18 protein-coding genes and 3 pseudogenes are annotated in these 23,740 nt (G+C 39.2%); 18 read left to right on the top strand and 3 right to left on the bottom strand.

The genetic code is table 11. From position 1 onward, the window contains the following. Positions 1-182 precede the first annotated feature (182 nt). From IGJ95_RS07800 to IGJ95_RS07720, 17 genes and pseudogenes are all read left to right on the top strand, one after another. The gene (locus tag IGJ95_RS07800; RefSeq protein WP_194180093.1) at positions 183-1,085 is read left to right on the top strand and encodes a diacylglycerol/lipid kinase family protein; all 903 of its coding nucleotides are present in this window, start codon (positions 183-185) and stop codon (positions 1,083-1,085) included. Between the two features lie 13 nt (positions 1,086-1,098). After that, positions 1,099-1,370 (top strand): annotated as a pseudogene (locus IGJ95_RS07795) (DUF1294 domain-containing protein). 10 nt (positions 1,371-1,380) lie between these two features. Next, entirely contained in the window at positions 1,381-2,433 is a 1,053-nt protein-coding gene (locus IGJ95_RS07790; RefSeq protein WP_010735322.1) for a lysylphosphatidylglycerol synthase transmembrane domain-containing protein, read from the top strand. Positions 2,434-2,878: 445 nt separating this feature from the next. Further along, the gene (locus IGJ95_RS07785; protein WP_010735324.1) at positions 2,879-3,607 is read left to right on the top strand and encodes a GntR family transcriptional regulator, LSA1692 subfamily; all 729 of its coding nucleotides are present in this window, start codon (positions 2,879-2,881) and stop codon (positions 3,605-3,607) included. Between the two features lie 10 nt (positions 3,608-3,617). Beyond that, positions 3,618-4,919 carry a Sapep family Mn(2+)-dependent dipeptidase gene (locus IGJ95_RS07780; protein WP_153829793.1) on the top strand — a complete coding sequence of 434 codons (1,302 nt, stop codon included), beginning with the start codon at positions 3,618-3,620 and terminating at the stop codon, positions 4,917-4,919. Positions 4,920-5,087: 168 nt separating this feature from the next. Then, a complete protein-coding gene (locus IGJ95_RS07775; protein ID WP_153829794.1) occupies positions 5,088-6,035 on the top strand; it encodes a N(4)-(beta-N-acetylglucosaminyl)-L-asparaginase in 948 nt (315 codons plus the stop codon). Positions 6,036-6,082: 47 nt separating this feature from the next. Continuing rightward, complete coding sequence (locus tag IGJ95_RS07770; protein WP_010735328.1) at positions 6,083-6,418, top strand: PTS sugar transporter subunit IIB; 336 nt, start codon at positions 6,083-6,085, stop codon at positions 6,416-6,418. A gap of 76 nt (positions 6,419-6,494) precedes the next feature. Beyond that, a pseudogene (gene celB, locus IGJ95_RS07765) lies at positions 6,495-7,846 on the top strand (PTS cellobiose transporter subunit IIC). Positions 7,847-7,863: 17 nt separating this feature from the next. Next, a complete protein-coding gene (locus IGJ95_RS07760; protein ID WP_194180091.1) occupies positions 7,864-8,358 on the top strand; it encodes a GrdB-related putative oxidoreductase in 495 nt (164 codons plus the stop codon). 377 nt (positions 8,359-8,735) lie between these two features. Then, complete coding sequence (clpB, locus tag IGJ95_RS07755) at positions 8,736-11,348, top strand: ATP-dependent chaperone ClpB (RefSeq protein ID WP_023519757.1); 2,613 nt, start codon at positions 8,736-8,738, stop codon at positions 11,346-11,348. Positions 11,349-11,627: 279 nt separating this feature from the next. Further along, positions 11,628-13,535, top strand: a complete 1,908-nt coding sequence (locus tag IGJ95_RS07750) for a BglG family transcription antiterminator (protein WP_438761675.1) — start codon at positions 11,628-11,630, stop codon at positions 13,533-13,535. Between the two features lies 1 nt (position 13,536). Further along, complete coding sequence (locus IGJ95_RS07745; protein ID WP_023519755.1) at positions 13,537-13,986, top strand: PTS sugar transporter subunit IIA; 450 nt, start codon at positions 13,537-13,539, stop codon at positions 13,984-13,986. A gap of 23 nt (positions 13,987-14,009) precedes the next feature. Further along, positions 14,010-14,324 (top strand): PTS fructose transporter subunit IIB, encoded by a 315-nt coding sequence (locus IGJ95_RS07740; RefSeq protein WP_010735334.1) that lies wholly within the window; start codon positions 14,010-14,012, stop codon positions 14,322-14,324. 27 nt (positions 14,325-14,351) lie between these two features. After that, positions 14,352-15,461: pseudogene (locus tag IGJ95_RS07735) on the top strand (PTS fructose transporter subunit IIC). Positions 15,462-15,463: 2 nt separating this feature from the next. After that, the gene (locus IGJ95_RS07730) at positions 15,464-18,046 is read left to right on the top strand and encodes an alpha-mannosidase (RefSeq protein WP_153829798.1); all 2,583 of its coding nucleotides are present in this window, start codon (positions 15,464-15,466) and stop codon (positions 18,044-18,046) included. 125 nt (positions 18,047-18,171) lie between these two features. Further along, entirely contained in the window at positions 18,172-18,678 is a 507-nt protein-coding gene (locus IGJ95_RS07725) for a GRP family sugar transporter (RefSeq protein WP_267463344.1), read from the top strand. Continuing rightward, positions 18,656-19,027, top strand: coding sequence for a GRP family sugar transporter (locus IGJ95_RS07720; protein WP_267463345.1), 372 nt, complete (start codon positions 18,656-18,658; stop codon positions 19,025-19,027). Before IGJ95_RS07725 ends, IGJ95_RS07720 begins: the two co-directional genes overlap by 23 nt. Before the next feature lie 81 nt (positions 19,028-19,108). Here the strand turns inward: IGJ95_RS07720 and IGJ95_RS07715 are convergent, their stop codons facing one another. Genes IGJ95_RS07715 through IGJ95_RS07705 form a run of 3 tightly spaced genes read right to left on the bottom strand, consistent with a single transcriptional unit; the run spans position 19,109 to position 21,502 of the window. Next, positions 19,109-19,777, bottom strand: coding sequence for a hypothetical protein (locus tag IGJ95_RS07715; protein WP_019723399.1), 669 nt, complete (start codon positions 19,775-19,777; stop codon positions 19,109-19,111). Further along, the gene (locus tag IGJ95_RS07710; RefSeq protein ID WP_010735339.1) at positions 19,770-20,264 is read right to left on the bottom strand and encodes a nucleoside 2-deoxyribosyltransferase; all 495 of its coding nucleotides are present in this window, start codon (positions 20,262-20,264) and stop codon (positions 19,770-19,772) included. Before IGJ95_RS07710 ends, IGJ95_RS07715 begins: the two co-directional genes overlap by 8 nt. Before the next feature lie 20 nt (positions 20,265-20,284). Next, entirely contained in the window at positions 20,285-21,502 is a 1,218-nt protein-coding gene (locus IGJ95_RS07705) for a GNAT family N-acetyltransferase (RefSeq protein WP_023519751.1), read from the bottom strand. A gap of 148 nt (positions 21,503-21,650) precedes the next feature. Between IGJ95_RS07705 and lepA the strand changes: the two genes are divergently transcribed. Then, the gene (gene lepA / locus IGJ95_RS07700; RefSeq protein WP_010735341.1) at positions 21,651-23,486 is read left to right on the top strand and encodes a translation elongation factor 4; all 1,836 of its coding nucleotides are present in this window, start codon (positions 21,651-21,653) and stop codon (positions 23,484-23,486) included. Positions 23,487-23,740: the final 254 nt, after the last annotated feature.

Below are 23,740 nucleotides of genomic sequence, written 5' to 3'. Positions count from 1 at the left end.
AAAAAAGATTAAATTTCAACCAATAATCTCACATTATTGGTTGATTGCTACACTGCATTGACATATGATTGATTCGAGGCTATTTTAGTCAGTGCTCGAATCACTGTTCATGGGGGAGGGTGAGCGTTTATTTCGCATCCACTCCCTTTGTTTTTTGCAGGAAAGTAGGAGGAATATGGTTTATGAAGAAGTTACTGGTATTTTATAACAAAAGTTCAGGAAAGGATGAAGGGGAACAATTAGCAGAATGGTTCAAGGAGTACGTCGCAAAACACCGACCAGAACTAGAGGTTTATCTAACAGAAACTGGACCGTCGATCAAAGATGAAACATTGAGGGAAAAAGCAAAAGAACATGAGGTAGATACACTAGTCATTATTGGTGGTGATGGCACGATCCACCATATCATCCAAGCATTCCAAGATGAATTAGACCATTACCATGTTGGCTTATTACCTGGTGGAACGATCAATAACTTAGCGAAAGTGTTAGGCATTCCTTTTGAGAAAGAAGAAGCAGCAGCAATGATGTTAGAGGAATCGATCCGCAAAATCGATTATGGGAAAGTGAATGATAAAGTAGTCATTTCTACTTTGACTATTGGCATATTAGCAGACACAGCGGTCTGGATCAGCCAAAAAGAAAAGCAAAAATATGGTTCATGGATCTTTATCAAACGTTTCGTAAAATTATTGCTAAAAAAGAAAAAATATCATTTGGATATCAAAACGGAAGAAGAGCATTGGAAGGGAAAAGCACAGTTGTTGACGATCACGATGTCCAACTCAGTAGGCGGTTTTACTGGTTTCGATGATTCTGCTGCGCCAGATGATGGCAAGTTCCACATCACCATCGTGCCCTCATTAGATTTTTTCCGGTTTGCATTTTATCTCCCACGTATGATCAAAGGTAAGATCTATTCTGTTCCTGAAATCAAATATCTGACAGCTAGTCAAGTCAATATCCAGGCACGAGAAAAGAAAGTGACGACTCGGACGGATGGTGATACTACAGATGACTTACCGATCGAATTAAAAGTCATCCCAGAAGGTATAACGATCTATGTACCAAAAGATGAGCAATAATTGGAGGAAGTTGATGGAAGTATTGATGCATAATCCCTTATGGTTTTATTTATTCATTGTGAATGTTTATCTATTTGGCTTGATGGGTTATGATAAACGTCAGGCAAAAAAAGGCGCTTGGCGTGTACCAGAAAGTAATTTGTTGTTTGTTAGCTTGTTAGGCGGTGGTTTGGGCGGTTTGTTCGCACAACGCATATTTCGTCACAAAACTAAAAAAAGAAGTTCACGATCGTTTTCATGTTAGGAATCATGATTGATCTCGTCTTGATCTATTTTTTCCATTAAGGAGTCGTACATGTCTACTAAAGGAACAAAAATCAAAATCATCATTAATTTATTATTATTGACTATTATTCTCGCTATTATTTATTATTTGATCAATCAATCTTTTGCGGATATTTTCAAGGAGTTGCTTTCAACAAGTGTCCAAGTGCTTCTGGCGATGTTTTTTTTCGGTACACTTTATCAAATTGTAGAAGGTCGCTCAATCAAAGAGATCGCTAAGCCGTTTTCCAAATCCTTCAGTACAAGTGATGGATTCTGGACGTCTTGTTATATTGCCTTTTATCGGATTGTCTCATTTGGAACGGGTACACTGATCTCAGAAATTTATTTTTACAATAAAAAAGGGATGAAGTTTTCTCAAGGAGCAGGAGTCACTGCCCTGCATATGATCATGTATAAATTAGCGGTGATCACTTATGCAGTCATTGGCTTGATTGTTCAATTTTCTTTGTTCTACGAAAAGGCACCAAATATGATTTGGGTTATCATTGCTGGTATCATTTTGACGGCTTTGATCATTTTATTTCTTGTGACCGTCTCCGTCAGTTTGAATCTTCAAGTTTTTTTCGTCAAAGTGTCCAATCGTTTATTCAAAACTGAACGTTTACGTCACTGGGTCGATACGTGCAACAGCCAGATCTATTCACTGAGAGAAACGGTGCAAACGATCATCCAGGACCGCACCGCATTGATCAGGATCTATTGTTGGAACCTGCTAAAACTACTCTGTTGGTATGTGATGCCTTATCTGTTTTTAGTAGAAAATCATCCACATCTTGATTTTCTTTTGACATTTTCATTTATCAGCTTTGCAGTGGTTTTATCAGGAGTCTTACCAACACCCGCAGGCATTGGCTCGTTTGAATTTGTTTATCTATTGCTCTTTCGACCTGTTGTTGGAACGGTAGATGCTGTTTCTTCCTTATTGCTTTATCGATTTGGCTCGTTCATCTTGCCATTCATTTATGGCTTTTTCTATGTGATTGCAGAAAGACGGAATATCTTACGTCAAGAGATCCATGAAGTAAAGGCAGAAAAAAAGCGTACAAAGGGGAAAATTTAAATAATTTGAACATCTTTCAAGGAGAATTCAAATGGAGAATCAGTCTGAGCTGAAAATGCTTAGATTGATTCTTTTTTGTTTGTTGAACAATATCTGTTCAGCAATTGCTTTCACGCAGAATAGGCTAGACGTTGCTATCTCTAAAACAAGCCAGTTTCCCAAATGTATGGAAGAAACAATCAACACCGGAAGGGTAAAATTAAAATCCCTCGATTAGTTTCTGAAAGTTTATACTTAATGGTATATACTATATATAAAATAAATAGAAAGCTTAGCTCTCGACAAGAAAGATTTTCTTGATTTTACTCATCCTACAAACAGGATAAAAGACGATAAAAGTTGCTCTTTCATTTTTTAACCGTTCAACTTTTAGACGTTTGACTTTTGGTGTCAGAACGAATCGACTGTTTGATGAATGATATGTAGTTAGAAAGTAGGTAATAAAGTGAAAAAACAAGCGGTTTTCCAAGATATAGCTGAAAAAATTGCACAACGAGTCAATGATGGAACTTACGTGACCAGTCAAAAGTTACCTTCAGATTATGATTTAGCGGAAGAATTTCAATGCAGTCGACTGACGGTGCGCAAAGCAATTGATCTTTTGATCAGTCAAAATATTTTAGTGAAAGAAAGAGGAAAAGGAACTTATGTTATGAAGCAACCGAAGATCCAAAGCGGTTCCGGTGGCTTACAAAGTTTTACTGAAACTGCCAAGGCTCAAGGAAAAAAGACCCGGACAGAAGTATTGCAAGTTGGAATCGTAAAAGAAGTACCGCTGAAGATTCGCCAGATGTTCGCTGACTATGGAAATGAAGCCATGGTTTATCTGTCTCGTTTACGTTACTTTGATGATGAACCAATGACAGTAGAAAACCTCTATATACTAAAACGTTATTTGCAAAATGAAAGTGGTGAGATCCCTCAAGCTCAGCTGGCATCTTCATTGTATGAAATAATTGAAGAAAACATTGAGATTGGCTACGCGCATCAAGAAGTTGAAGCAGTTATAAGTCCGCCAGATATTGCCAAGTTATTGCATGTATCAGAAGATGATCCAATGCTTCTCGTCCATTCGATGACTTATTCTCCTTCTGCTAAACCGATATTGTTCGACACGTCTTTTTATCGTGCAGATCAATATACGTTTAAGAATACATTGATACGTCAAAAATAAGAGGTGAAAAATGGATCAAATCAACACAGCAATCGAAGAGAATTGGCTGGATTTTCTGGATTTACTCAAACAAGTCATGCAAGTTCCTAGTGTTAAATCAAAAGCTGGACCAGGAGCACCCTTTGGTATAGATGCACGCTCGGTTCTTTCTTTGGTCATGGACAAAAGTGCCGGATATGGGTTCCAAACAAAAGTAATTGATGATGCGATCGGCTATGCCCAGTGGGGAAATGATGGAAGTGAGTATATCGGGGTTCTGGGACATCTCGATGTTGTCCCTGCTGGTCAAGGATGGGAGTTTCCACCGTTTGATCTCAGTGAGAAAAAGGATCGTTTTTATGGTCGAGGAATATTAGACAACAAAGGGCCTATCATTTGTTGTCTGTATGGCATGAAACTATTAAAAGACCTAGGTCACCAGCCAAAAAAGAATCTGCGGATCATCTTTGGAACGGATGAAGAAAGTGGCATGTCAGATATTTCTCATTACTTAGCCGAGGAAAGCCCTCCGTCATTTGGTTTCACGCCCGATTGTAAATATCCTGTGATCTATGGCGAACGTGGTATCGTAAATGTTGTACTCCACTTTACTTTACCTGAAGAGGAACATCAACAAATCAGTCGATTCGAAGGGGACCAGTTCCGTGATCATGTTCCAGACCAATTGCACGTGAGAATTGCCAAAAAAGAAATAAGCGCCAGTGGTAAACGAGCACCAAGTAACGCGCCTGAGTTAGGAGAAAATGCTATCACGATCTTGGCGACAAAACTAACTGAAGAACGAATGATCCCGCCAGTTGCACAGGGTCATTTCCGCTGGATTTGTCAAAGCTTTCATCAAAAACATTTTGGAGAAGGGATCGATTTAGCGTTTGAAGACGAAGATTCAGGCAAGTTGATTTTGACACCTGTTGTGCTGCAAAAGTCTCCAGAAGGCTTGCTATTAGAAATTGCCTTACGTTACCCGGTGACCGTATCAGAAAAACAAGTCGTGTCACGTTTGAAAAACCAATTGCCTTTAGGTGTTGATTTAGAAGTCGTTCGTAGTATTCCTGGATTTTGTCGGACGGAAGAGTCAAAAAAAATCGATATACTTTCAACGATCTATCATCAAGTCACCGGTAATGATCCTAAACCAGTGACAACAACAGGCGCCACGTATGCGCGTAAAATGCCGAATATCTTAGCATTTGGCCCTTCATTTCCAGCGCAAAAAGGAATTGCCCATACGGCGAATGAATATATGGATTCCGCAGATTTAAGAACAAATTTAGAAATCTACATGCGCAGCCTCCAAGCATTAACAGAATAAAACATTCAGATAGAATAAACAATTGAAAAATAAATTTCATGTAAAACGAGTTTCTAATAAAACGATGAGTTTTAAAAAGAAACTCGTTTTTTAGCATAGACATAATAGTATATACCATATAGAATAAACTTGAAAGCGCTACAAATGTTAGGTGATGGAGGGAAAAAAATGTGGGGAATGATTGCAACCTGGCGCATGGCACATGAAGGTGTCTTGGCCGCTAAACAACAATTAGAAGCACAGTTTTCATGTAAAGATGCTGTGGAAACGGCGATCAAAGTGGTAGAAGATTATCCATTTTATAAATCCGTTGGTTATGGTGGGTTACCAAATGAAAAAGGGATCGTAGAAATGGATGCTGCTTTTATGGATGGAGAAACATTTAAGATTGGTGCAGTTGCTGGGATTACTGATGTAGCCAATCCGATTTCTGTTGCTCGGCAATTAAGCGATGAAAAATTCAATAGTTTTCGAGTAGGGCAAGGAGCAACAGAATATGCAATGCTATCTGGTTTTGAACGAAAAAATATGTTAACGGCACGTGCAAAAAAAATATGGAAACAACGAGTAAAAGAAATCGCCACGTTGAATTTAGATCCTTATGATGGCCATGATACGGTCGGAGTTGTCGCGCTCGATACGCAACAACAGATGGCAGTAGGAACATCCAGTTCCGGTTTGTTTATGAAAAAACATGGACGTGTAGGAGATTCGCCATTATCTGGGTCGGGATTTTATGTGGATAGTACGATTGGCGGTGCAGCAGCTACAGGCTTAGGGGAAGATCTTATGAAGGGCTGTCTCTCTTATGAAATCGTTCGATTGATGGGGAATGGATGTACGCCACAAGTGGCTTGTGATCGAGCCGTTTATGGATTTGATGAGCGATTGCGCAAACGTTATGGCAAAGCGGGGGCGTTCTCGTTAATAGCATTAGATAAATATGGCGAATGGGGGGTAGCTACGAACGTTGAATTTACATTTAGTGTTGCAACGATGGCTCAAGAACCAGCAATTTTCATGGCCAACCCTGGTCCAGATCAGACGACAGTGATCACACCAATCACGCAAGAATGGCTTGATGCCTATGAAGCACGTATCAAAGCACCAATTTAACAGCGAATCGGATAAACGGTTAACAAGAATAAAATGGAGGAATAAATATGACAACTAAAAAAATTTATTTGTTTTGTGAAGCAGGAATGTCAACAAGTATTATGGTCAATAAAATGATGGACGTCGTCAGAAAACACAAAATGCCATTAGAAATTGCCGCTTTTCCTGCGATCCATGCGGAAGAAAAAGTCGCACAAGAAAAACCTGTGGCTATTTTATTAGGGCCTCAAGTCCGTCATTTAGCGAGTAAAATGAAAGAAACGTTTGACCCAATGGGGATTCCTGTTGGCACGATTGCTCCAGAAACATATGGCATGATGGACGGAGAAAAAGCGTTGAAAGATGTCTTGGGTTTGATAAAAAAATCAAAAGCGACAAAGTAGAGTGACAAAATGAGATTTTCGATCGAAGAATTATGTCCTCAAACAAAAATAAAGCAACTGGATGGGAGGAAGAAACATGCAAAAATTTTTGGATTGGTTAGAACGTGTGTTAACACCAATGGCGAAAACAATCGGTGAAAACAAGTATTTGATTGCGGTTCGTGATGGTTTTTTGCTATCAACACCCTTATTGATCGTAGGATCGCTCTTTTTAGTTTTGACTAATTTTCCAATTCCAAATTGGAATGAAACGATGAGCCATATTCTCGGAGATAACTGGTCAACGATGTTGAATATGCCTGCCACGGCAAGTTTTGATATTATGACGATTTTAGCAGTTGGGGGTATTGGCTATAGTCTGGCAAAACAATTTAAAGTAGATGCCATGCAAGCGGCAATTATTTCATTGGTCGCTTTTTTTATCGTGACCCCTTTTACAACCCTGTTTACACCAGAAGGCTCCACTGAAGTCTATGAAGTAGGAAGCTTGCCATTACGTTGGATGGGCTCTAGTGGCCTGTTCTTAGGGATGGTCGTGGCTTTGGTTGCTACCCGATTCTTTGTCGCTTTATTACGTAAAGGTTGGACGATCAAAATGCCAGAAGGTGTGCCACCAACCGTCGTACAATCCTTTGAAGCGTTGATCCCAAGTTTTGTGATTGTTACTCTTTTTATGATTGTCAATTGGTTGGCCAATCTAACCTCATATGGTAATTTACAAGAAATACTATTTAAGTTCCTACAAACTCCTTTACTTAGCTTAGGAAATACTCTAGGCGCGATGATCATAGCCTACTTATTCTTGCACTTTTTTTGGTTTTTCGGTATCAACGGTTCGAGTGTGGTTGGGGCAGTATTCAATCCGATTTTACGAGCACTATCCGTTGAAAATTTAGATGCTTTCAAAAATGGCGCAGATATACCAAATATCATCACAGGTCAATTTCAAGATATGTTTGCTACTTTTGGTGGTGGGGGATCTACGCTTTCATTGATTCTAGTCATGATTCTAGTATGCAAAAGCCAACGAGTGAAAAAACTGTCGCAATTGTCACTAGTACCAGGGATTTTTGGAATCAATGAACCGATTATTTTTGGTTTACCAATTGTTTTAAATCCAGTCTTACTTATTCCATTTGCACTCGTACCCACGATCAATATCATCATTTCCTATTTTTGTATGGATTTAGGATTAGTAAACTATACAAATGGTATTCAACTGCCGTGGACAACACCACCGATCATCTCTGGCTTCTTAGTTAGTGGGTGGCAGGCATCTTTTTGCAAGCATTACTGATCCTACTAGGAATGGCTATTTATTATCCTTTTATCAAAGTGCTAGATAATCAGTATTTAAAAGAAGAAGCAGAGGCGATACAGGAAGAAGAAGAAATCGATTTTGACGAATTCGATTTTGATGATTTATAGGAAAAGAGGCCGTAGGAATGAAAAAAATAGTCTTGATTCTCAATCATTTAACTGCAGGCTTGGGCAGTGATGAAAATGCCCAGCTATCTCCTGGAGGCAAAAAAACAGCCCTTGGACCTGGGCGTACCTTAAATCCACTTTTTCAAGAGCACGATACAGAAATCATTGCTACATTGTATTGTGGTGATCAGTATTATCTCGATCACCAAGAAGAGGTGAATAAAAAATTTGTAGGATTTGCCAAAAAATTTAGTGCAGATGCTGTTCTTTGTGGACCCGCGATGCATTATGCTAATTTTGGCATGATGGCAGCCCAATTAGCCTTGGCCTTCAGCGAACAAGGAATTCCCAGTGTAGCAGCGATGTCTGAAGAGAATCCTGCCTTTGCCATTTACACTGAAAAGATCAACATAATCAAAATGCCTAAAAAAGGCGGAATTGGTTTAAATGATTCATATAAAAATATCAGTCACTTTATTTCAACCCTCGCTCATCAAAATCAATCATCATGACTAGATTTCGATGAATCAACTAGTTTGTGCTAAGCAATCATCAGAAATAAATACCTCTAGGTCGGAATAGAATCAACCTCTAGAATTAAGGGTAACAATCACGAAATTGTTCTATAAATGCTTGTGGTTGTTGCCCTTATTTTATAGAGGTTTTTTTTTTGACGTTTATTTGGTATAGAGTGACAGACAAAATTTACCGTAACTTTTGTCTCAAATTTTTTAATAATCGAGAGTATAATCTTTGACCAAAGCTGACCAAATGAGTATAATAATCATGTAAAGGTTAAAGAAAACGAGACTTTAGACGGATGTTATAGACGTTAGAGAAAGTTATAGTTGACTTTGACCAAACAACTTCTACTACAGGAGGGAAATATATGAATAGTGAAAAAATGACAACTACGCTCCAAGAAGCGATTGCAGAAGCACAACAAGTAGCGATGACAAGAAAACATCAAGAAATCGACATCGTTCATTTATGGAAGATCTTTTTACAGCCAAATCATTTTGGCCGTAATCTATATACAGATGCAGGTATCGATGCAGATGCGTTTGAACAAGAGATTGATCGAGTGTTAGATGAGTATCCAACAGTCTCAGGCAGCAATGTCCAATACGGACAAAATCTTAGTCAAAATCTTTTTCATTTATTGAATGAAGCGGATCAATTGAGAGAAAGTTTTGGTGATGAATTCTTATCCACTGAGATCGTGCTATTAGCTTTAATGAAATTAAAAAATTATCCACTGACTGTTTATTTGACAAAACAGGGACTGAATGAAAAAGAATTGCGTAAAAATATCGAAGACATGCGGGGAGGAGAGCGTGTGACCTCAAAAAATCAAGAAGAACAATATAAAGCGTTAGAAAAATATGGTGTCGATCTCATCCAACAAGTTCGTAGTGGCAAAATGGACCCGATCATTGGCCGAGATGAAGAAATTCGTGATGTGATCCGGATCTTGTCACGTAAAACTAAAAACAACCCTGTGTTGATCGGGGAACCTGGTGTTGGTAAAACAGCGATCGTTGAAGGATTAGCGCAACGTATCGTTCGCAAAGATGTACCAGAAAACTTAAAAGATAAAACCATTTTTTCTTTAGATATGGGTGCCTTGATTGCTGGAGCAAAATTCCGTGGGGAGTTTGAAGAACGCTTAAAAGCAGTCTTGAAAGAAGTGAAGAAAAGCGATGGACGGATCATCTTGTTCATCGATGAGATCCACAATATCGTCGGTGCAGGAAAAACGGAAGGTAGTATGGATGCCGGTAACTTGCTTAAACCGATGTTAGCTCGTGGGGAACTTCATTTGATCGGGGCGACTACTTTAGATGAATACCGCCAATACATGGAAAAGGACAAAGCGTTAGAGCGCCGTTTCCAAAAAGTATTAGTGAAGGAACCAACTGTTGAAGATACGATCAGTATTCTTCGAGGATTGAAAGAGCGTTTTGAGATCCACCATAGCGTCAATATCCATGACAATGCCTTGGTTGCGGCAGCTACATTATCCGATCGCTATATCACAGACCGCTTTTTACCTGATAAAGCCATTGATTTGATCGATGAAGCAAGTGCTACGATCCGAGTAGAAATGAATTCCATGCCAACGGAATTAGATCAAGTGACTCGTCGTTTGATGCAGTTGGAGATCGAAGAAGCAGCTTTGAAGAAAGAATCTGATGATGCAAGTAAAAAACGTTTGAAGAACTTACAAGAAGAATTAGCCGATCTTCGAGAAGAAGCCAATGCGATGAAGATGCAGTGGGAAACTGAAAAAGAAGAAGTAAATACCGTTTCTTCTAAACGTGCAGAAATCGATAAGGCAAAACATGAATTAGAAGACGCAGAAAACAATTATGATCTTGAGCGTGCTGCTGTTTTGCGTCATGGTACCATTCCACAATTAGAGAAAGAACTAGCAGAACTTGAAGCAAAAACAAAAGACAGTGATATCAAGATGGTACAAGAATCTGTCACTGAAAATGAAATTGCGCAAGTTGTAGGTCGTTTAACAGGGATTCCAGTAACAAAACTCGTGGAAGGTGAACGCGAAAAACTAATCAAGTTGAATGAAACACTTCATAAACGTGTCATTGGGCAAGATGAAGCGGTAGACGCAGTGAGTGATGCGGTCATTCGTTCTCGTGCGGGATTACAAGATCCAAATCGACCATTGGGTTCATTCTTATTCTTAGGACCAACTGGTGTCGGTAAAACCGAACTAGCAAAAGCTTTAGCAGAAAACTTGTTTGATTCTGAAGAGCATATGGTGCGGATCGATATGAGTGAATACATGGAAAAACATGCCGTTTCTCGTTTAGTTGGTGCGCCTCCAGGCTACATTGGCTACGAAGAAGGTGGACAGCTAACAGAGGCTGTGCGACGAAACCCATATACGATCGTTTTGCTCGATGAAATTGAAAAGGCACATCCAGACGTCTTCAATATTTTATTACAAGTATTAGACGATGGTCGTTTGACGGATTCCAAAGGTCGTCTCGTTGACTTTAAAAACACGGTGATGATCATGACAAGCAATATCGGTTCTCAATTATTGTTAGAAGGTGTCACTCCAGAAGGAACGATTCCAGAAGAAGTCGAAGAACAAGTGCGAACGCTCCTTCGTAGTCATTTCAAACCAGAATTCTTGAATCGTATTGATGACACGATCCTCTTTACGCCATTAAGTCTAAACAATGTCAAAGGGATCGTTGACAAAATGATTTCTCATTTGGCACATCGTTTAGAACATCAAGAAATCATTTTGGAAATCAGTGACGAAGCAAAAACATGGATTGCAGAAAATGCGTACGAGCCTGCATACGGTGCTCGTCCATTGAAACGATTCATCACAAAAGAAGTTGAAACGCCTTTGGCTAAAGAAATCGTAGCTGGTAAAATCATGCCAAAATCGAAAGTAACGATCACTTTGTTTGATCACCACTTGGCATTCGCAACTGAAAACTTACCCGAAGATGAATCATAAGAAACGCTTGTACCACCCTTATACATGACAGAAGGGGAAAGCATTACCTGTCAAAGTAAAAGACTATTACTAATAGTCTGCACTTTGACAGGTATTTTTTTCGTCTATACTTAATAAACAATTACATGGTTCATTGAAGGACCAGAACTAGAAAATGAATGGTGGTCGTCAAGTTAACGGCTAAACCTATGATTTACTGTATTCAAAACGGTAAAAGTAAGTGTTTTCATAAATCGGTAGACAAGCTAAGATAGGAAATGTAGATGAGGTGATAGTGTGATGATCAAGGAACGAGAAAAAGCAATCATTCAATATATTTTGATCAACGAACATACGACGGTCACAAAAATAGCGAAACACATGAATTTATCGAATAAAACAGTTTCACAATCATTAAAATTGATCGATGAACTATTTAGCGGAACAACCATCGAACTAATTAGAAAACCACGAGTTGGTGTTTCGATCAACGGTGATCCAAACGAAGTACTAAGTGGGCTTGATACGACGACAATGGTAACAGTTCCAGCTTCTAAAAAAGAACGTATCCAATTCCTCTGTTTTGAACTCTTGAAAAAAAAGACCTATTTCACTCGCCAAGAACTACAAGATACACTATTTATCAGCAAATCGACATTAGAAGGTGATATGAACCAAGTCCATGAGATTTTCCGCCATTTCAACGTTAGCATCGATCGCCTGCCTGGTAAAGGTTCATTTCTAAACTTATCAGAGCAAGAAAAAAGACGCTTAGCATTTGATCTAATCTACTATTTTTGGGGTAGTAATTGGAAAATCACCAAAAAGAATCAACTATATCTACACTCGATCCAAGGGATTCCTCCTTTTGTCAATGAGTTCATCGACATGAAGAACATCAAATTAGTTGATACATTATTGCAGGAATACCTAAAAGAGGCACAAATAAGGTTGAATGATACGACCTACCATTCATTATTGCTCCATCTGTTGATTATGATTGATCGCGTAAGAGAAGATAACTATTTAGAAAGTGAAGGAGTATTTGGAAAAGTCAGAGAAAATAAACCATTTGATTTATTCATTCGAAAATTAGAAAAAACTTTCTTATTGACACTACCTTCTTCTGAAGTCCGTTATATTCTCTTACACTTAGAAGGTGATACATTGCTTGAACAAACGAAGCAAATGCATGAAGTGACAGATGAACACATTCGACAATTGATTCACGAAAATGTAACCCTTTACAACGAAAGTATCATTTTAGGGTTAGTTACGCACATCAAAGAAGCAGTCTTGCGTATCAAAAAAGGATTATTGATCCATAATCCTTTTTTACAAGATGTGAAGAAAAACTTTCCTGTGGCTTTTACAGAAGCCATCCAATTAGCGAATGCCTTAAGCCAAGATTTTTCCATCAACGTCCCAGAAGATGAAGTCGCTTTTCTTGCTGTCCATATCCAAGCAATGAAAGAGCAAAAAGAAGAAAAACATCAAAAGAAAGTCAGTGTCTTACTTGTTTGTAGCAGTGGCAAAGGCACCTCACAACTCTTGGCTGCCCGACTTCGTAGAAATTATGAGAAGATCGAAATTTCTAGGATACTTTCGATCCAAGAGTTGATGCAGACATCGATCGATGAAGATCTGGTGATATCGACTGTCAACTTGAACCTAGAGACGATACCAACGATCAATGTTTCACCGGTTCTCAACAAATTAGAACGTCAGAAAATCGAGCAATTTTTAAAAAATGCCCAAAATAAACCAATCAAAACAACGAATCACTTTGGGAAGTTGATCAAAGATGACTTGATCTTTTTGGATCATTCATTCACAGACTATCAAGAAGTGATCCAATTCGTAGGACAACAATTGATTAAAAAAGGATACGCAGAAGAAAAAATCATCTCTTCTTCTTTAGAAAGAGAACAGCTTTCTTTTACCTCTTTTGGAAAATTTGCAACACCACACGGGGTCCCTAAATATGTTAAAAAATCGGCGATCGTCTTTTTACGATTAGCTAATGAATTGATGTGGGGAGAAACGAAAGTCAAATATTTATTTTTCATCTGTATTAAAGATGAAACAGCACAAGAGCTGGAAGAAATCTATGATGTCATGCTAGAGATCATCGAATCTGGTGAAAAAAACTATTTGTTAAAGGGAACAAAAAATGAGATCAAAAACTATTTGAAAGAGGAATTTTAATATGAGCATTGCAACTTTACTACCTTCTGATCATATTTTTTTAGATATGGAGAGTACAACCAAAGAAGAAACGATTCGTCAATTAGGGGAAGTTCTAACGAATAACGGCTTAATCAACAACAAAGAAGCATATATCCAGTCTGTATTAGAAAGAGAAGAACATTCGACGACAGGCATTGGGAACAATATTGCCATTCCTCATGGGAAAAGTGAAGTAGTCAGTGAGCCAGCAATTGTTTTTGCTAGATTGAAACAACCAATCGATTGGCAATCATTAGATGAAGAGCCAGTCTTTGTGGTCATATTATTGGCGATCCCAGAGTCACAAAAAGGGGATACTCATCTAAAGATCTTATCTGAAATTGCGATGAAATTGATGGATGATGACATTACGGCACAGTTAAAAAATGAGACAGATAAACAACAAATCGCGAAACTATTATGCGAATAAACAAATGAAAAGAGGAAAAAGAGATGAAAAGAAAAATTATCGCAGTTACAGCCTGTGCTACAGGGGTCGCTCATACGTATATGGCAGCCCAAGCACTTAAAAAAGCAGCAGCAAAACGTGGAGATTTGATCAAAGTGGAAACACAAGGAGCAACAGGTATCGAAAATGAATTGACTGAAAAAGATTGCAACATTGGCGAAGTCGTTATTTTTGCAGTGGATACAAAAGTGAGAAATGAAGAGCGTTTCAAAGGAAAAACAATCTTAAAAGTACCAGTCGCAGCACCAATCAAGAATGCCGAAAAAGTCATCGAAGAAGCTTTAGGAATGATCGACTAATCAATTAATCAGTGGGGGAGAAAGTAAATGAAAAAAATAGCAAGTGAAATCAAAAATCATGTTTTAACAGGAATTTCTTATATGATACCTTTGGTAATCGCTGGAGCGGTCATCATGGCCATTTCTCGTGTGGGTGGTTCATTTTACGGGATTGTTGATATTTGGGACGGTTCTCATGGCGAGAGTGGTAATGCAATCATTCGTTTATTGCATAGTTTAGATTGCTTCGGTGGCACAGCCCTTGGTTTGATGTTCCCAGTGATTTCCGCATTTATTGCCTATTCGATCTCAGACAAATTAGGAATTGCTCCTGGTTTAATTGGTGGGATGCTAGTGAAAGATATCAATGCAGGCTTTTTAGGCGCCATCGTTTCTGGTCTGATTGCTGGTTATGCGTGCTTGTTGATCAAAAACAAAATCAAATTGCCAAAATCAATGGCATCCGTTGTACCAGTATTTCTAGTACCAGTATTAGGCACATTGATCACCGTTCTATTAGTCAATTATGTGATTGGGACGCCATTTGCAGTATTGAACGTTGGTTTAGAATCATGGTTGAACGGTTTAAGTGGTGGGAATGCCATCGTTATGGCAGCGGTCGTTGGCGCAATGGTTGGATTTGACTTAGGTGGACCAGTCAATAAAGCGGCAGTGACCACAGCAATGGCACTATTGACTAGTAATGTTTATGCACCAAATACTGCGGCACAAGTGGCCATCATCATTCCACCCATCGGATTAGGGTTAGCCACGATCTTTGCGAAAAATAAATACAACAATGAATTAAAAGAAGCTGGGAAATCAGCTGTGATCATGGGGCTTGTCGGTATTTCTGAAGGAGCGATCCCGTTTGCCGTTGAAAATCCATTGAAAGTTATCCCGATCAATATGATTGGTTCTGCTTTAGGTTCTGCGATGGCAGTTGGTTTAGGGGCAGTGAACACTGCACCGATCTCAGGATTCTATGGCTGATTCACCGTAGAAAAATGGCCGATCTATGTACTTTCGATCGCTACAGGTGCGTTGTTTATCGCGATCCTAACTAGCGTGCTACGTTCAAAAGATGCTGGACAAGAAGTAGAATCAGCAGTTGAAGAATTTGATGAAGCTGCTTGGGAAGAACAGTGGGAAGCGTAACTATGACAAATATACACATTGTAAATCACACACATTGGGATAGAGAATGGTACTTTACTTCAATGGATTGCATCGTTTTAAGTGATCAGTTGTTTACAGGTGTTTTGGAAGAGTTGAAAAGACAACCTAATGCTACTTTTGTTTTAGATGGACAGCTTTCGATCCTCGATGATTACTTGGAACTATATCCAGAGAAATTAGCAGAGATCAAAGAATTAGTTGCGAAGGGTCAATTATTTATTGGCCCTTGGTTCACACAAACGGATGCGTTTTTTGCCTCAGGGGAATCTATTTTAAGAAATGCAATGGTGGGCGTCTTTGAAAGTAAAAAATATGGGGAGTATCTACCTATTGGTTATCTTCCAGATACATTTGGATTCAACGCACAAATGCCGACGATTTTAAACGAAGCTGGGTTTGACAATATCATTTTTTGGCGTGGGATCGACTTAGGCGAACATGTCCAATCGCCATATTTCAAATGGAAGAGTTTAAGCGGGGAGAATGAATTGTATGCAGTGAACTTTCCCCAAGGATATGGTGCGCAACAACAACTAGAGCCAACGAAGAGTTATGTGGAAGGACGATTAGACAAAGGCATTGATTTTATCAAGAGCTACGCAGATGAAACAGAAATTTTGATTCCAACAGGAAACGATCAATTAGGGATCATCTCGTCTTTAGAAGAAAAAATCGATAAAATCAATCAAATCGGTAAATATAACTATAAAACAAGCACGTATCAAGCGTTCATGGATTTGGTCCGTCAAAAGGATCTGGAAGAGTATCAAGGAGAGTTTCGCGCGCCTGTTTTTGCCCGTGTGCATAAGACGATTGGTTCTGTCCGCATGGATCTAAAACGTGAGATTTTCAGATTAGAGAATAAACTGACACTTGAAATCGAACCAATGGTCGTGATTGCCAAGGAGCTAGGCATCGTTTTGAGCAATCGGTTAGTCATGAAGGCATGGAAAAAATTATTTGAGTGCCAAGCACATGACAGTTTAGCTGGCTGTGTGTCAGATAGTGTTGCGCAAGACATCGCCCATCGTTTGAAAGAAGTATCAGAAATCTGTGACAGTATCGAAAACTTGGTATTGAAAAGAATTTCTGAAGGACTACAGCTGACAGATCAACAATTCTTGATTTTGAATACTTCAGTTACACCTTTCAAAGGAAAAAAAGTGGTAAAACTTATCTCAAAAGTCAATCAAATCGAAGTATTGGGCCATGATTCTGCTGTCATCTCGGTGGATTATGTGCCTAGCCGCCAAAATATCATGCAAGAAACACCTGCCGGCAATCGATTTATTGAAGAGCCAGGGTACTATATTTTACAAGTAGCAGTTGATTGTTCCTTTGATGGACTAGGTTATCAAGTCTTCGATTTCGTCGAACAGACTACAGCTGATCTACCTGATATGACGCCACGAACGATGATCTCAAAAGGGAACTATTCTTTGACTTTTGAAGAGGGACAACTTGCCTTTTCAGATGGTGACCAAACGATCAGAGACTTCTTGAAAATCGTGGATGATAGCAATGCCGGAGATACTTACGATTATTCGCCGATACCTAATGATCACCCAGTCTCTTTGACATTTGATTCATGTAAAGGCAACGAAGAAACCTTGATCTTGGAAGGAAAACTAGAGCTTCCTTATACATTGGCAGAACGTATCGCCGGTCAAACAACGAAAGTCTTCGCTTACCAGCTGACATTGAAGTTAACGGAACAGGGAGAGGTCCAAGGTTGTCTTTCTTTTAGAAATTCTGTATTAAATCACCGTGTCCGTATCAAAACAAAGTTGAATCAATCGATTGAAAAGGTCGTCTCTGCGATCCAATTTGGTTACTTAGAAAAAACAAGCCAGTCAATGAACGATTGGGAACAAAAATACTCTGAGATGCCAGTAAATATCGAGCCCTTTGAAAAACAAGTGATCGCGTATAGTTCTGAAGAGGCATTAGTGTTTTATACCGAACAAAGTAAGGAATACGAATATATCAATGACTCCTTATACGTCACGGTATTAACCACGACGGATTCGTTAGGGAAACCAGATTTGCTGTATCGTCCAGGGCGGGCTTCAGGAGATACGACGAAAAAAGGGCATATCATGATGGAGACACCGCTTGCTCAAATGGAAAATCAACGGATCGATTTTGACTTTTCAGTGCGCATGGCGCCAACTGATATTTCAGAACACACATTAGTGACATGGAAATCAGACAAAGAACAACCGTCGATTTCGTATCAATTGCAAGATTTGAATTATTTCGTTTATCGAATCGACAATAAGATCCAAAGTAGAATCCAACCACTTCCTTTGAGTGAAACGACGTATACGCAAATTTCGTTAGATTTGGAAGAAGGATTGGCTGTCAGTGCGATCCATAACGCTTATTATTCAGAAGGCGTAGTGATTCGATTAGTTAATGGAACTTCAGAAAAGCGTTACCTTGAGCCAGAGAAGCTTTTTGCAGGGTTCAAATACACACGTATCAATGCCTTAGAAGAAGAAGTGACAGAGACAAAAACGATCAGCGGCTATGGCTTAGCCACTTATTTATTAACAAAATAAAAAAACGTTGAGGCACAAGTTGATTCTCAAGGAGTTGCTTCTGGAACACCGTTTAGCGGGTTTTAGGAACAGCAAGTTGACTACTTGTGTCTCCGTTTAGTTGTAAAATTGAAAGAGGAGAAATCATGGCGATACACCTTTTATTTTTAGCTTTGATCCCAGCATTAGGGTGGGGCATGATGCCAATATTATCTAAGATCATGGGGGGCAAGTCAGAAGAACAATTGATTGGCACCACCATTGCTGCTTTATTATCTGGGTTGATATTTAGTTTGTTTCAGCAAGTAACATACCAAACGGTTTCATTCATTGTTTGTTTTTTGTCCGAAGTATTCTGGGCGGTGGGGCAATATTTTCAGTTCCGCGCATTAGAAAAGGCTGAAGTGTCAAAAGCGATGCCCATATCTGTTGGGACACAATTAGCCTTTGTCACGCTTATTTCAGGAATTTTTTTATTGGAATGGACGAGTTTCTTTGTCGCTATGATGTCGATCGTGGCGTTGGCGGTCATTTTAGTCGGTGTGCTATTGGTGACTAAGACAAGCAATGGAAACAGCGCAGTGGCGAAACAAGTGATTGTCTTTTTTGTGCATTTCATCTGCGTTTTTGATGCTATATGTAACGATCACTAGTTATTTTGATATTCATGGACCGCAAGTGTTTCTACCTCAATCCATCGGCATGTTTGTTGGAGGGATGATCCTCTCAATGAAGAAAATCAGACAATTGAAAGTCAACGCTATCGCTCGAAATATCCTCACTGGTAGTTCCTGGGTGATCGCTAACACGACGTTATTTGCTGTGTCTGCGTCTTTAGGTGTGGGTATTACTTATGCCTTTTCGCAAATGAGTTTACTTGTCGCAACTTACGGAAGCATCATTATTTTGAGAGAGAAGAAGACATCATTAGAAAAACGCTCAATCTATTTGGGTACATTGGTGTATGTAGTGGGTGTGGTTGGAATGAGTCTTTTAAAATAAAGAATTGAAAAAAATGACAAAGGATCAAACAAAATCCCTTGCCAATTTTTTTTATTTATCTATCATACTTGTTACGATTGATCAGTGATCTAATTTTTGTAGTCGGTAACTCTCAAAATGTGCTGGGTCTTTTTTCACTTGGACCCACGCATAAACACCCATGATAAAGGCGCCGACTGTATTTGTTAGTAAATCTCCCATTGTATCCATCAATGCTTCGCGTCCGACGAAGAGTGTACCATCAGATGCAGCAAACCGTTGCAAGTTCATTCCTAAGAATTGGTCGCATAAAAACTCCCAGAATTCCCAGAAAACACCGCATAACCCAGCAAAAGCAAATCCAAATAAAAGAAATAGCCAAGGACTTGTTTTCTCGATTGGTGCGTCTTTCAGCAAGAAGCCGATCAAACCGTAACCTAAGGCAGTCAGAACCATCGGGCTAACGGCGTGTAAGATTTTATCCCAAAATGAAATAATACTGATCAAGTGCATACCTGTTCCTAAAAAGACAGAAATGAACAAGAAAAACCAATAAAATAAAACAATGGCATCAGGAACATGGATCTTGAATAATCGGCGAACGATCTGTGGCAAATAAATCAATAGGATACCTGCCAGTGATTCGACGATAAAGGTGATTCCTTGTGTGGTCGAATATTTGTTTGTTACAAATTCGAAAATGTTATAACCAACAACAAATAGACCGAAAATCGTTAATGCAATCTGAACTTTTTTTACTGTCTTACTCACTAATTTTTCCCCCAGCTAGATATGATTTCAATGCTTTGAACAATGCTTCTTCAGAAGACACGATCGTTCCGTTCAACTTGATCAAGCCGACCGTATAAAGATTTAAATAATGGAACTGATTTTCACCAGCCTGTTGCAAGGCAGCGACTTTTTTTGGATGAGTCGCACCTTGTTGGCGGCTGTCTGTATATAAACCAATGATCGGGATGCCTTTAGCATAGGCGACACCGATCTCAGAAGCAACTCCGGCATCGATCGTCAATCCGTCTAAAAGTGCGATCATCAAGTCACTTTCTAGTACTTTTTCTGTATCAGCCAAGGCAATCATTTTGCTGTCTGCATATGCAGTCTTATCATTGATTGCTTCGTTTTCTTGTGGTAGATAGATCGACAAATCAGAAGAAATCTCTCTGATTTTTTTGACAAGAGATTCGTTATAAAGCAAATCTCCTTTTGCAAAAAGTGGTGCTGCAAAATAAATATTCATTCGTTTCAACATCCTTTGTATTAGAAATAGTCACTAAAATAAGCTTCCATGTTTGGGATGATTCGCTCTAATGTCTTGACCATCTCCTCATCTGTGGTTATGCGCTCGATTCGAGCAAGGTAAGAAGCACGACGATAATTCATCATTAGACACGTCAATGTTTGGATATCTAAACGAACCATTTTACCAATCGGTTCATTAACGATTGACAAGTGGCCATCTCGCCACGTCAAGCCAAATACGCCATTATTCCAAGGTGCCACGGAATCTTCCACGATGAAATGGAAGTCTTCTGCTGTACCAGAAAAAGGGAAGCGCTGGATAAATTCTTTGACGTCAACGATCCTTGCCATAAAGTAAGGTTCGATCTGTTCTTTGATTTGACTATCTTCTAATAAAAAAGCAAGGGGTTCATTTTTGTAGATATCGCCATGTACCCAGTAAACCATTGAAAAATGTGCAGAGATGAAGTTCCACAATCCGTTACGCGCCTCTTGGTTCAAATAAAACATCTCTTTGACATGGAAGACTTCTTCGGCGACCCAATAAAAAAGCACTCCGGTTGGTTCATTGTCACTATTGTAATAAATCGCCGCAGTCCGTTCTTCTTCATTTTCAAAACGCCAATATTCTTCCCAGTGAAAGGCACTACGAAACAGCGCACCATGATTCTTTCCCGCAAACTGTTGATAGACACGGAAAACATCTTCGTGATCGACAGGCAGTCGTTCCACGATACCAGAAACAGGTACTTGTTTAGGTAGTTGCGTATCACGTATTTTAAAGGATAACTTATCTGACATGATTTCCCAACCTTTACGCCTGTAATAAGGGATATTGTAAGGATAAAGATAAGAGACCCACTGTTTGTTTTTGCGCATGTTGTCTAATGCGACGATGATCAAGTCTTGCATCAATCCATGGTTGGCATATTCAGGATAGGTTCCAACACCAGTCACTCCGCCCATTTGGTACCGTGTACCGTGGATATTAACCTCGCAAGGATAGATCGCGATTTGAGAAATCAATTTTTCTTTATGAAACCAGCCGAATACATTTGATAATTCTAGAATCGGTCGCTTGGAACGTACAAATTCCCGTTTGTTTTCAAATCCACTTTCTTCAATATCAGAGTCAGTGACTTGAAAAACGTAGGAAAGTAACTCATTGAACTGGTCAACATGTTCCTCCGTGACAGGCTTCAACTCAAAATTTTCTCTAAAATCTGTTTGGTCCATTTTTTCAACTCCAATTTAGTTACTTGTTCACAGTATAACAAAAGTTTCTAAAAAAAACTTCTAAAGTCCTTAGAAGGAAAAAGTCTTTAAATTCCTCCTTTTCGTTGGTATAATGAAAAGTGCTGATTATATGAAAAGAGGAGACGCTATGGATATAAAGAAAATGAAACAACGCCAACAGCAAATTCGAAATTTTTCGATCATTGCTCATATCGACCATGGGAAATCAACTTTGGCCGATCGGATTTTGGAAAAGACGAACACTGTGACGTCTCGCGAAATGCAAGATCAGTTATTAGACTCCATGGATCTAGAACGTGAACGTGGGATCACGATCAAACTTAATGCCGTAGAATTGAACTATACGGCTAAAAACGGGGAGACGTACATCTTCCATTTGATCGATACCCCAGGGCACGTCGATTTTACCTATGAAGTATCTCGAAGTTTAGCTGCCTGTGAAGGCGCAGTCTTAGTCGTGGATGCCGCTCAAGGGATTGAAGCACAAACATTAGCCAATGTTTATTTGGCATTAGATAATGACCTAGAGATTTTACCAGTCATCAATAAGATCGATTTACCAGCCGCAGATCCAGAGCGTGTGCGTAATGAAATCGAAGAAGTGATCGGCATCGATGCCAGTGAAGCGGTCTTAGCAAGTGCGAAGTCTGGAATTGGTATCGAAGAAATACTGGAACAAGTAGTGGAATATGTCCCAGCACCTTCAGGCGATCTAGAAGCTCCTTTGAAAGCCTTGATTTTTGATTCAATCTATGACAGTTACCGCGGGGTTATTTTAAACGTACGTATCACCGATGGTGTTGTCAAAGCAGGGGATAAAATCAAATTGATGAGTAATGGCAAGACCTTCGATGTGACCGAAGTCGGCGTTTTCTCACCAAAAACGATTGCTCGTGACTTTTTGATGGTCGGTGATGTCGGTTATATCACCGCAAGCATCAAGACAGTTCAAGATACAAGTGTTGGGGATACAGTGACACTTGCGGATAATCCAGCTACAGAAGCATTACCAGGTTATCGTAAAATGAACCCAATGGTCTATTGTGGTTTATACCCGATCGACACATCACGATATAATGATCTGCGTGAAGCATTGGAAAAACTTCAACTGAATGATGCTGCTTTGCAGTTTGAACCAGAAACATCACAAGCACTTGGCTTTGGTTTCCGTTGTGGCTTCTTAGGATTACTTCACATGGATGTCGTCCAAGAGCGTTTAGAGCGTGAGTTCAATCTTGAATTGATCACGACAGCGCCTTCTGTAATCTATCATGTCAACAAAACAGACGGTTCGATGGTCGTTGTTGATAATCCTGCTGATTTTCCTGAACCAGTCACGATCCAAGATGTCGAAGAACCTTTTGTGAAAGCACAGATCATGGTACCTAATGAGTACGTTGGTGCAGTCATGGAACTTTCGCAACGTAAACGTGGCGATTTTATTACAATGGATTATTTAGATGATTATCGTGTCAATGTCGTTTATAACTTGCCTTTGTCAGAGATCGTCTTTGATTTCTTTGACAAACTAAAATCAAGCACGAAAGGCTACGCTTCACTTGACTACGAAATGTCAGGTTATCAAAAGAGCAAGCTAGTGAAAATGGATATCTTGCTGAATGCTGAAAAAGTCGACGCATTAAGCTTCATCGTTCACCGTGATTTTGCCTATGAACGCGGAAAAGCCATCGTTGAAAAACTGAAAAAACTGATCCCTCGTCAACAATTCGAGGTACCGATCCAAGCGGCGATCGGACAAAAAATCGTTGCCCGTTCAGACATCAAAGCCTTACGTAAAAACGTGTTGGCCAAATGTTACGGTGGTGACGTTTCCCGTAAACGTAAACTTCTTGAAAAACAAAAAGAAGGTAAGAAACGAATGAAACAAATCGGTAACGTCGAAGTCCCTCAAGAAGCCTTCATGGCCGTTCTGAAAATGGATGAGGATGAACCGAAGAAATAGCCTAATAGGCTATTGCAAAAAAACTTAGTTCTTTGTCAAATGATGTTGGTTAAGAGGAATATTAGAATAATTATGACAGAAAGAAGTGGAGAATTTCTTTCTGTCTTTTTTTCTGGAAAACAATGTTTTTCCATGTTGAAACAAGATCCTTCATTTGAAAAGGTAATGACTTCTATCACTTTAAGGGTTTCGCTTTAATATCTTAAGATAATTGTTAGCTATCCAAGCATTCTATTAGAATAGCTAAAACATAG

The sequence above is a fragment of the Enterococcus sp. AZ156 genome (assembly GCF_051714165.1).
Taxonomy (GTDB): domain Bacteria; phylum Bacillota; class Bacilli; order Lactobacillales; family Enterococcaceae; genus Enterococcus_B; species Enterococcus_B pernyi.
The sequence above is the reverse complement of the archived record's forward strand: the minus strand, read 5'-3'. Positions and strand labels throughout refer to the sequence as shown.

What these genes read in the sequence shown, in the direction of transcription:
- IGJ95_RS07800 (WP_194180093.1), top strand. Translation starts at nt 183, where the DNA reads ATGAAGAAGTTACTGGTATTTTATAACAAAAGTTCAGGAAAGGATGAA.
- lepA (WP_010735341.1), top strand. Translation starts at nt 21,651, where the DNA reads ATGGATATAAAGAAAATGAAACAACGCCAACAGCAAATTCGAAATTTT.
- IGJ95_RS07740 (WP_010735334.1), top strand. Translation starts at nt 14,010, where the DNA reads ATGAAAAGAAAAATTATCGCAGTTACAGCCTGTGCTACAGGGGTCGCT.
- clpB (WP_023519757.1), top strand. Translation starts at nt 8,736, where the DNA reads ATGAATAGTGAAAAAATGACAACTACGCTCCAAGAAGCGATTGCAGAA.
- IGJ95_RS07790 (WP_010735322.1), top strand. Translation starts at nt 1,381, where the DNA reads ATGTCTACTAAAGGAACAAAAATCAAAATCATCATTAATTTATTATTA.
- IGJ95_RS07725 (WP_267463344.1), top strand. Translation starts at nt 18,172, where the DNA reads ATGGCGATACACCTTTTATTTTTAGCTTTGATCCCAGCATTAGGGTGG.
- IGJ95_RS07720 (WP_267463345.1), top strand. Translation starts at nt 18,656, where the DNA reads ATGCTATATGTAACGATCACTAGTTATTTTGATATTCATGGACCGCAA.
- IGJ95_RS07780 (WP_153829793.1), top strand. Translation starts at nt 3,618, where the DNA reads ATGGATCAAATCAACACAGCAATCGAAGAGAATTGGCTGGATTTTCTG.
- IGJ95_RS07750 (WP_438761675.1), top strand. Translation starts at nt 11,628, where the DNA reads ATGATCAAGGAACGAGAAAAAGCAATCATTCAATATATTTTGATCAAC.
- IGJ95_RS07775 (WP_153829794.1), top strand. Translation starts at nt 5,088, where the DNA reads ATGTGGGGAATGATTGCAACCTGGCGCATGGCACATGAAGGTGTCTTG.
- IGJ95_RS07705 (WP_023519751.1), bottom strand. Translation starts at nt 21,502, where the DNA reads ATGGACCAAACAGATTTTAGAGAAAATTTTGAGTTGAAGCCTGTCACG.
- IGJ95_RS07710 (WP_010735339.1), bottom strand. Translation starts at nt 20,264, where the DNA reads ATGAATATTTATTTTGCAGCACCACTTTTTGCAAAAGGAGATTTGCTT.
- IGJ95_RS07745 (WP_023519755.1), top strand. Translation starts at nt 13,537, where the DNA reads ATGAGCATTGCAACTTTACTACCTTCTGATCATATTTTTTTAGATATG.
- IGJ95_RS07770 (WP_010735328.1), top strand. Translation starts at nt 6,083, where the DNA reads ATGACAACTAAAAAAATTTATTTGTTTTGTGAAGCAGGAATGTCAACA.
- IGJ95_RS07730 (WP_153829798.1), top strand. Translation starts at nt 15,464, where the DNA reads ATGACAAATATACACATTGTAAATCACACACATTGGGATAGAGAATGG.
- IGJ95_RS07760 (WP_194180091.1), top strand. Translation starts at nt 7,864, where the DNA reads ATGAAAAAAATAGTCTTGATTCTCAATCATTTAACTGCAGGCTTGGGC.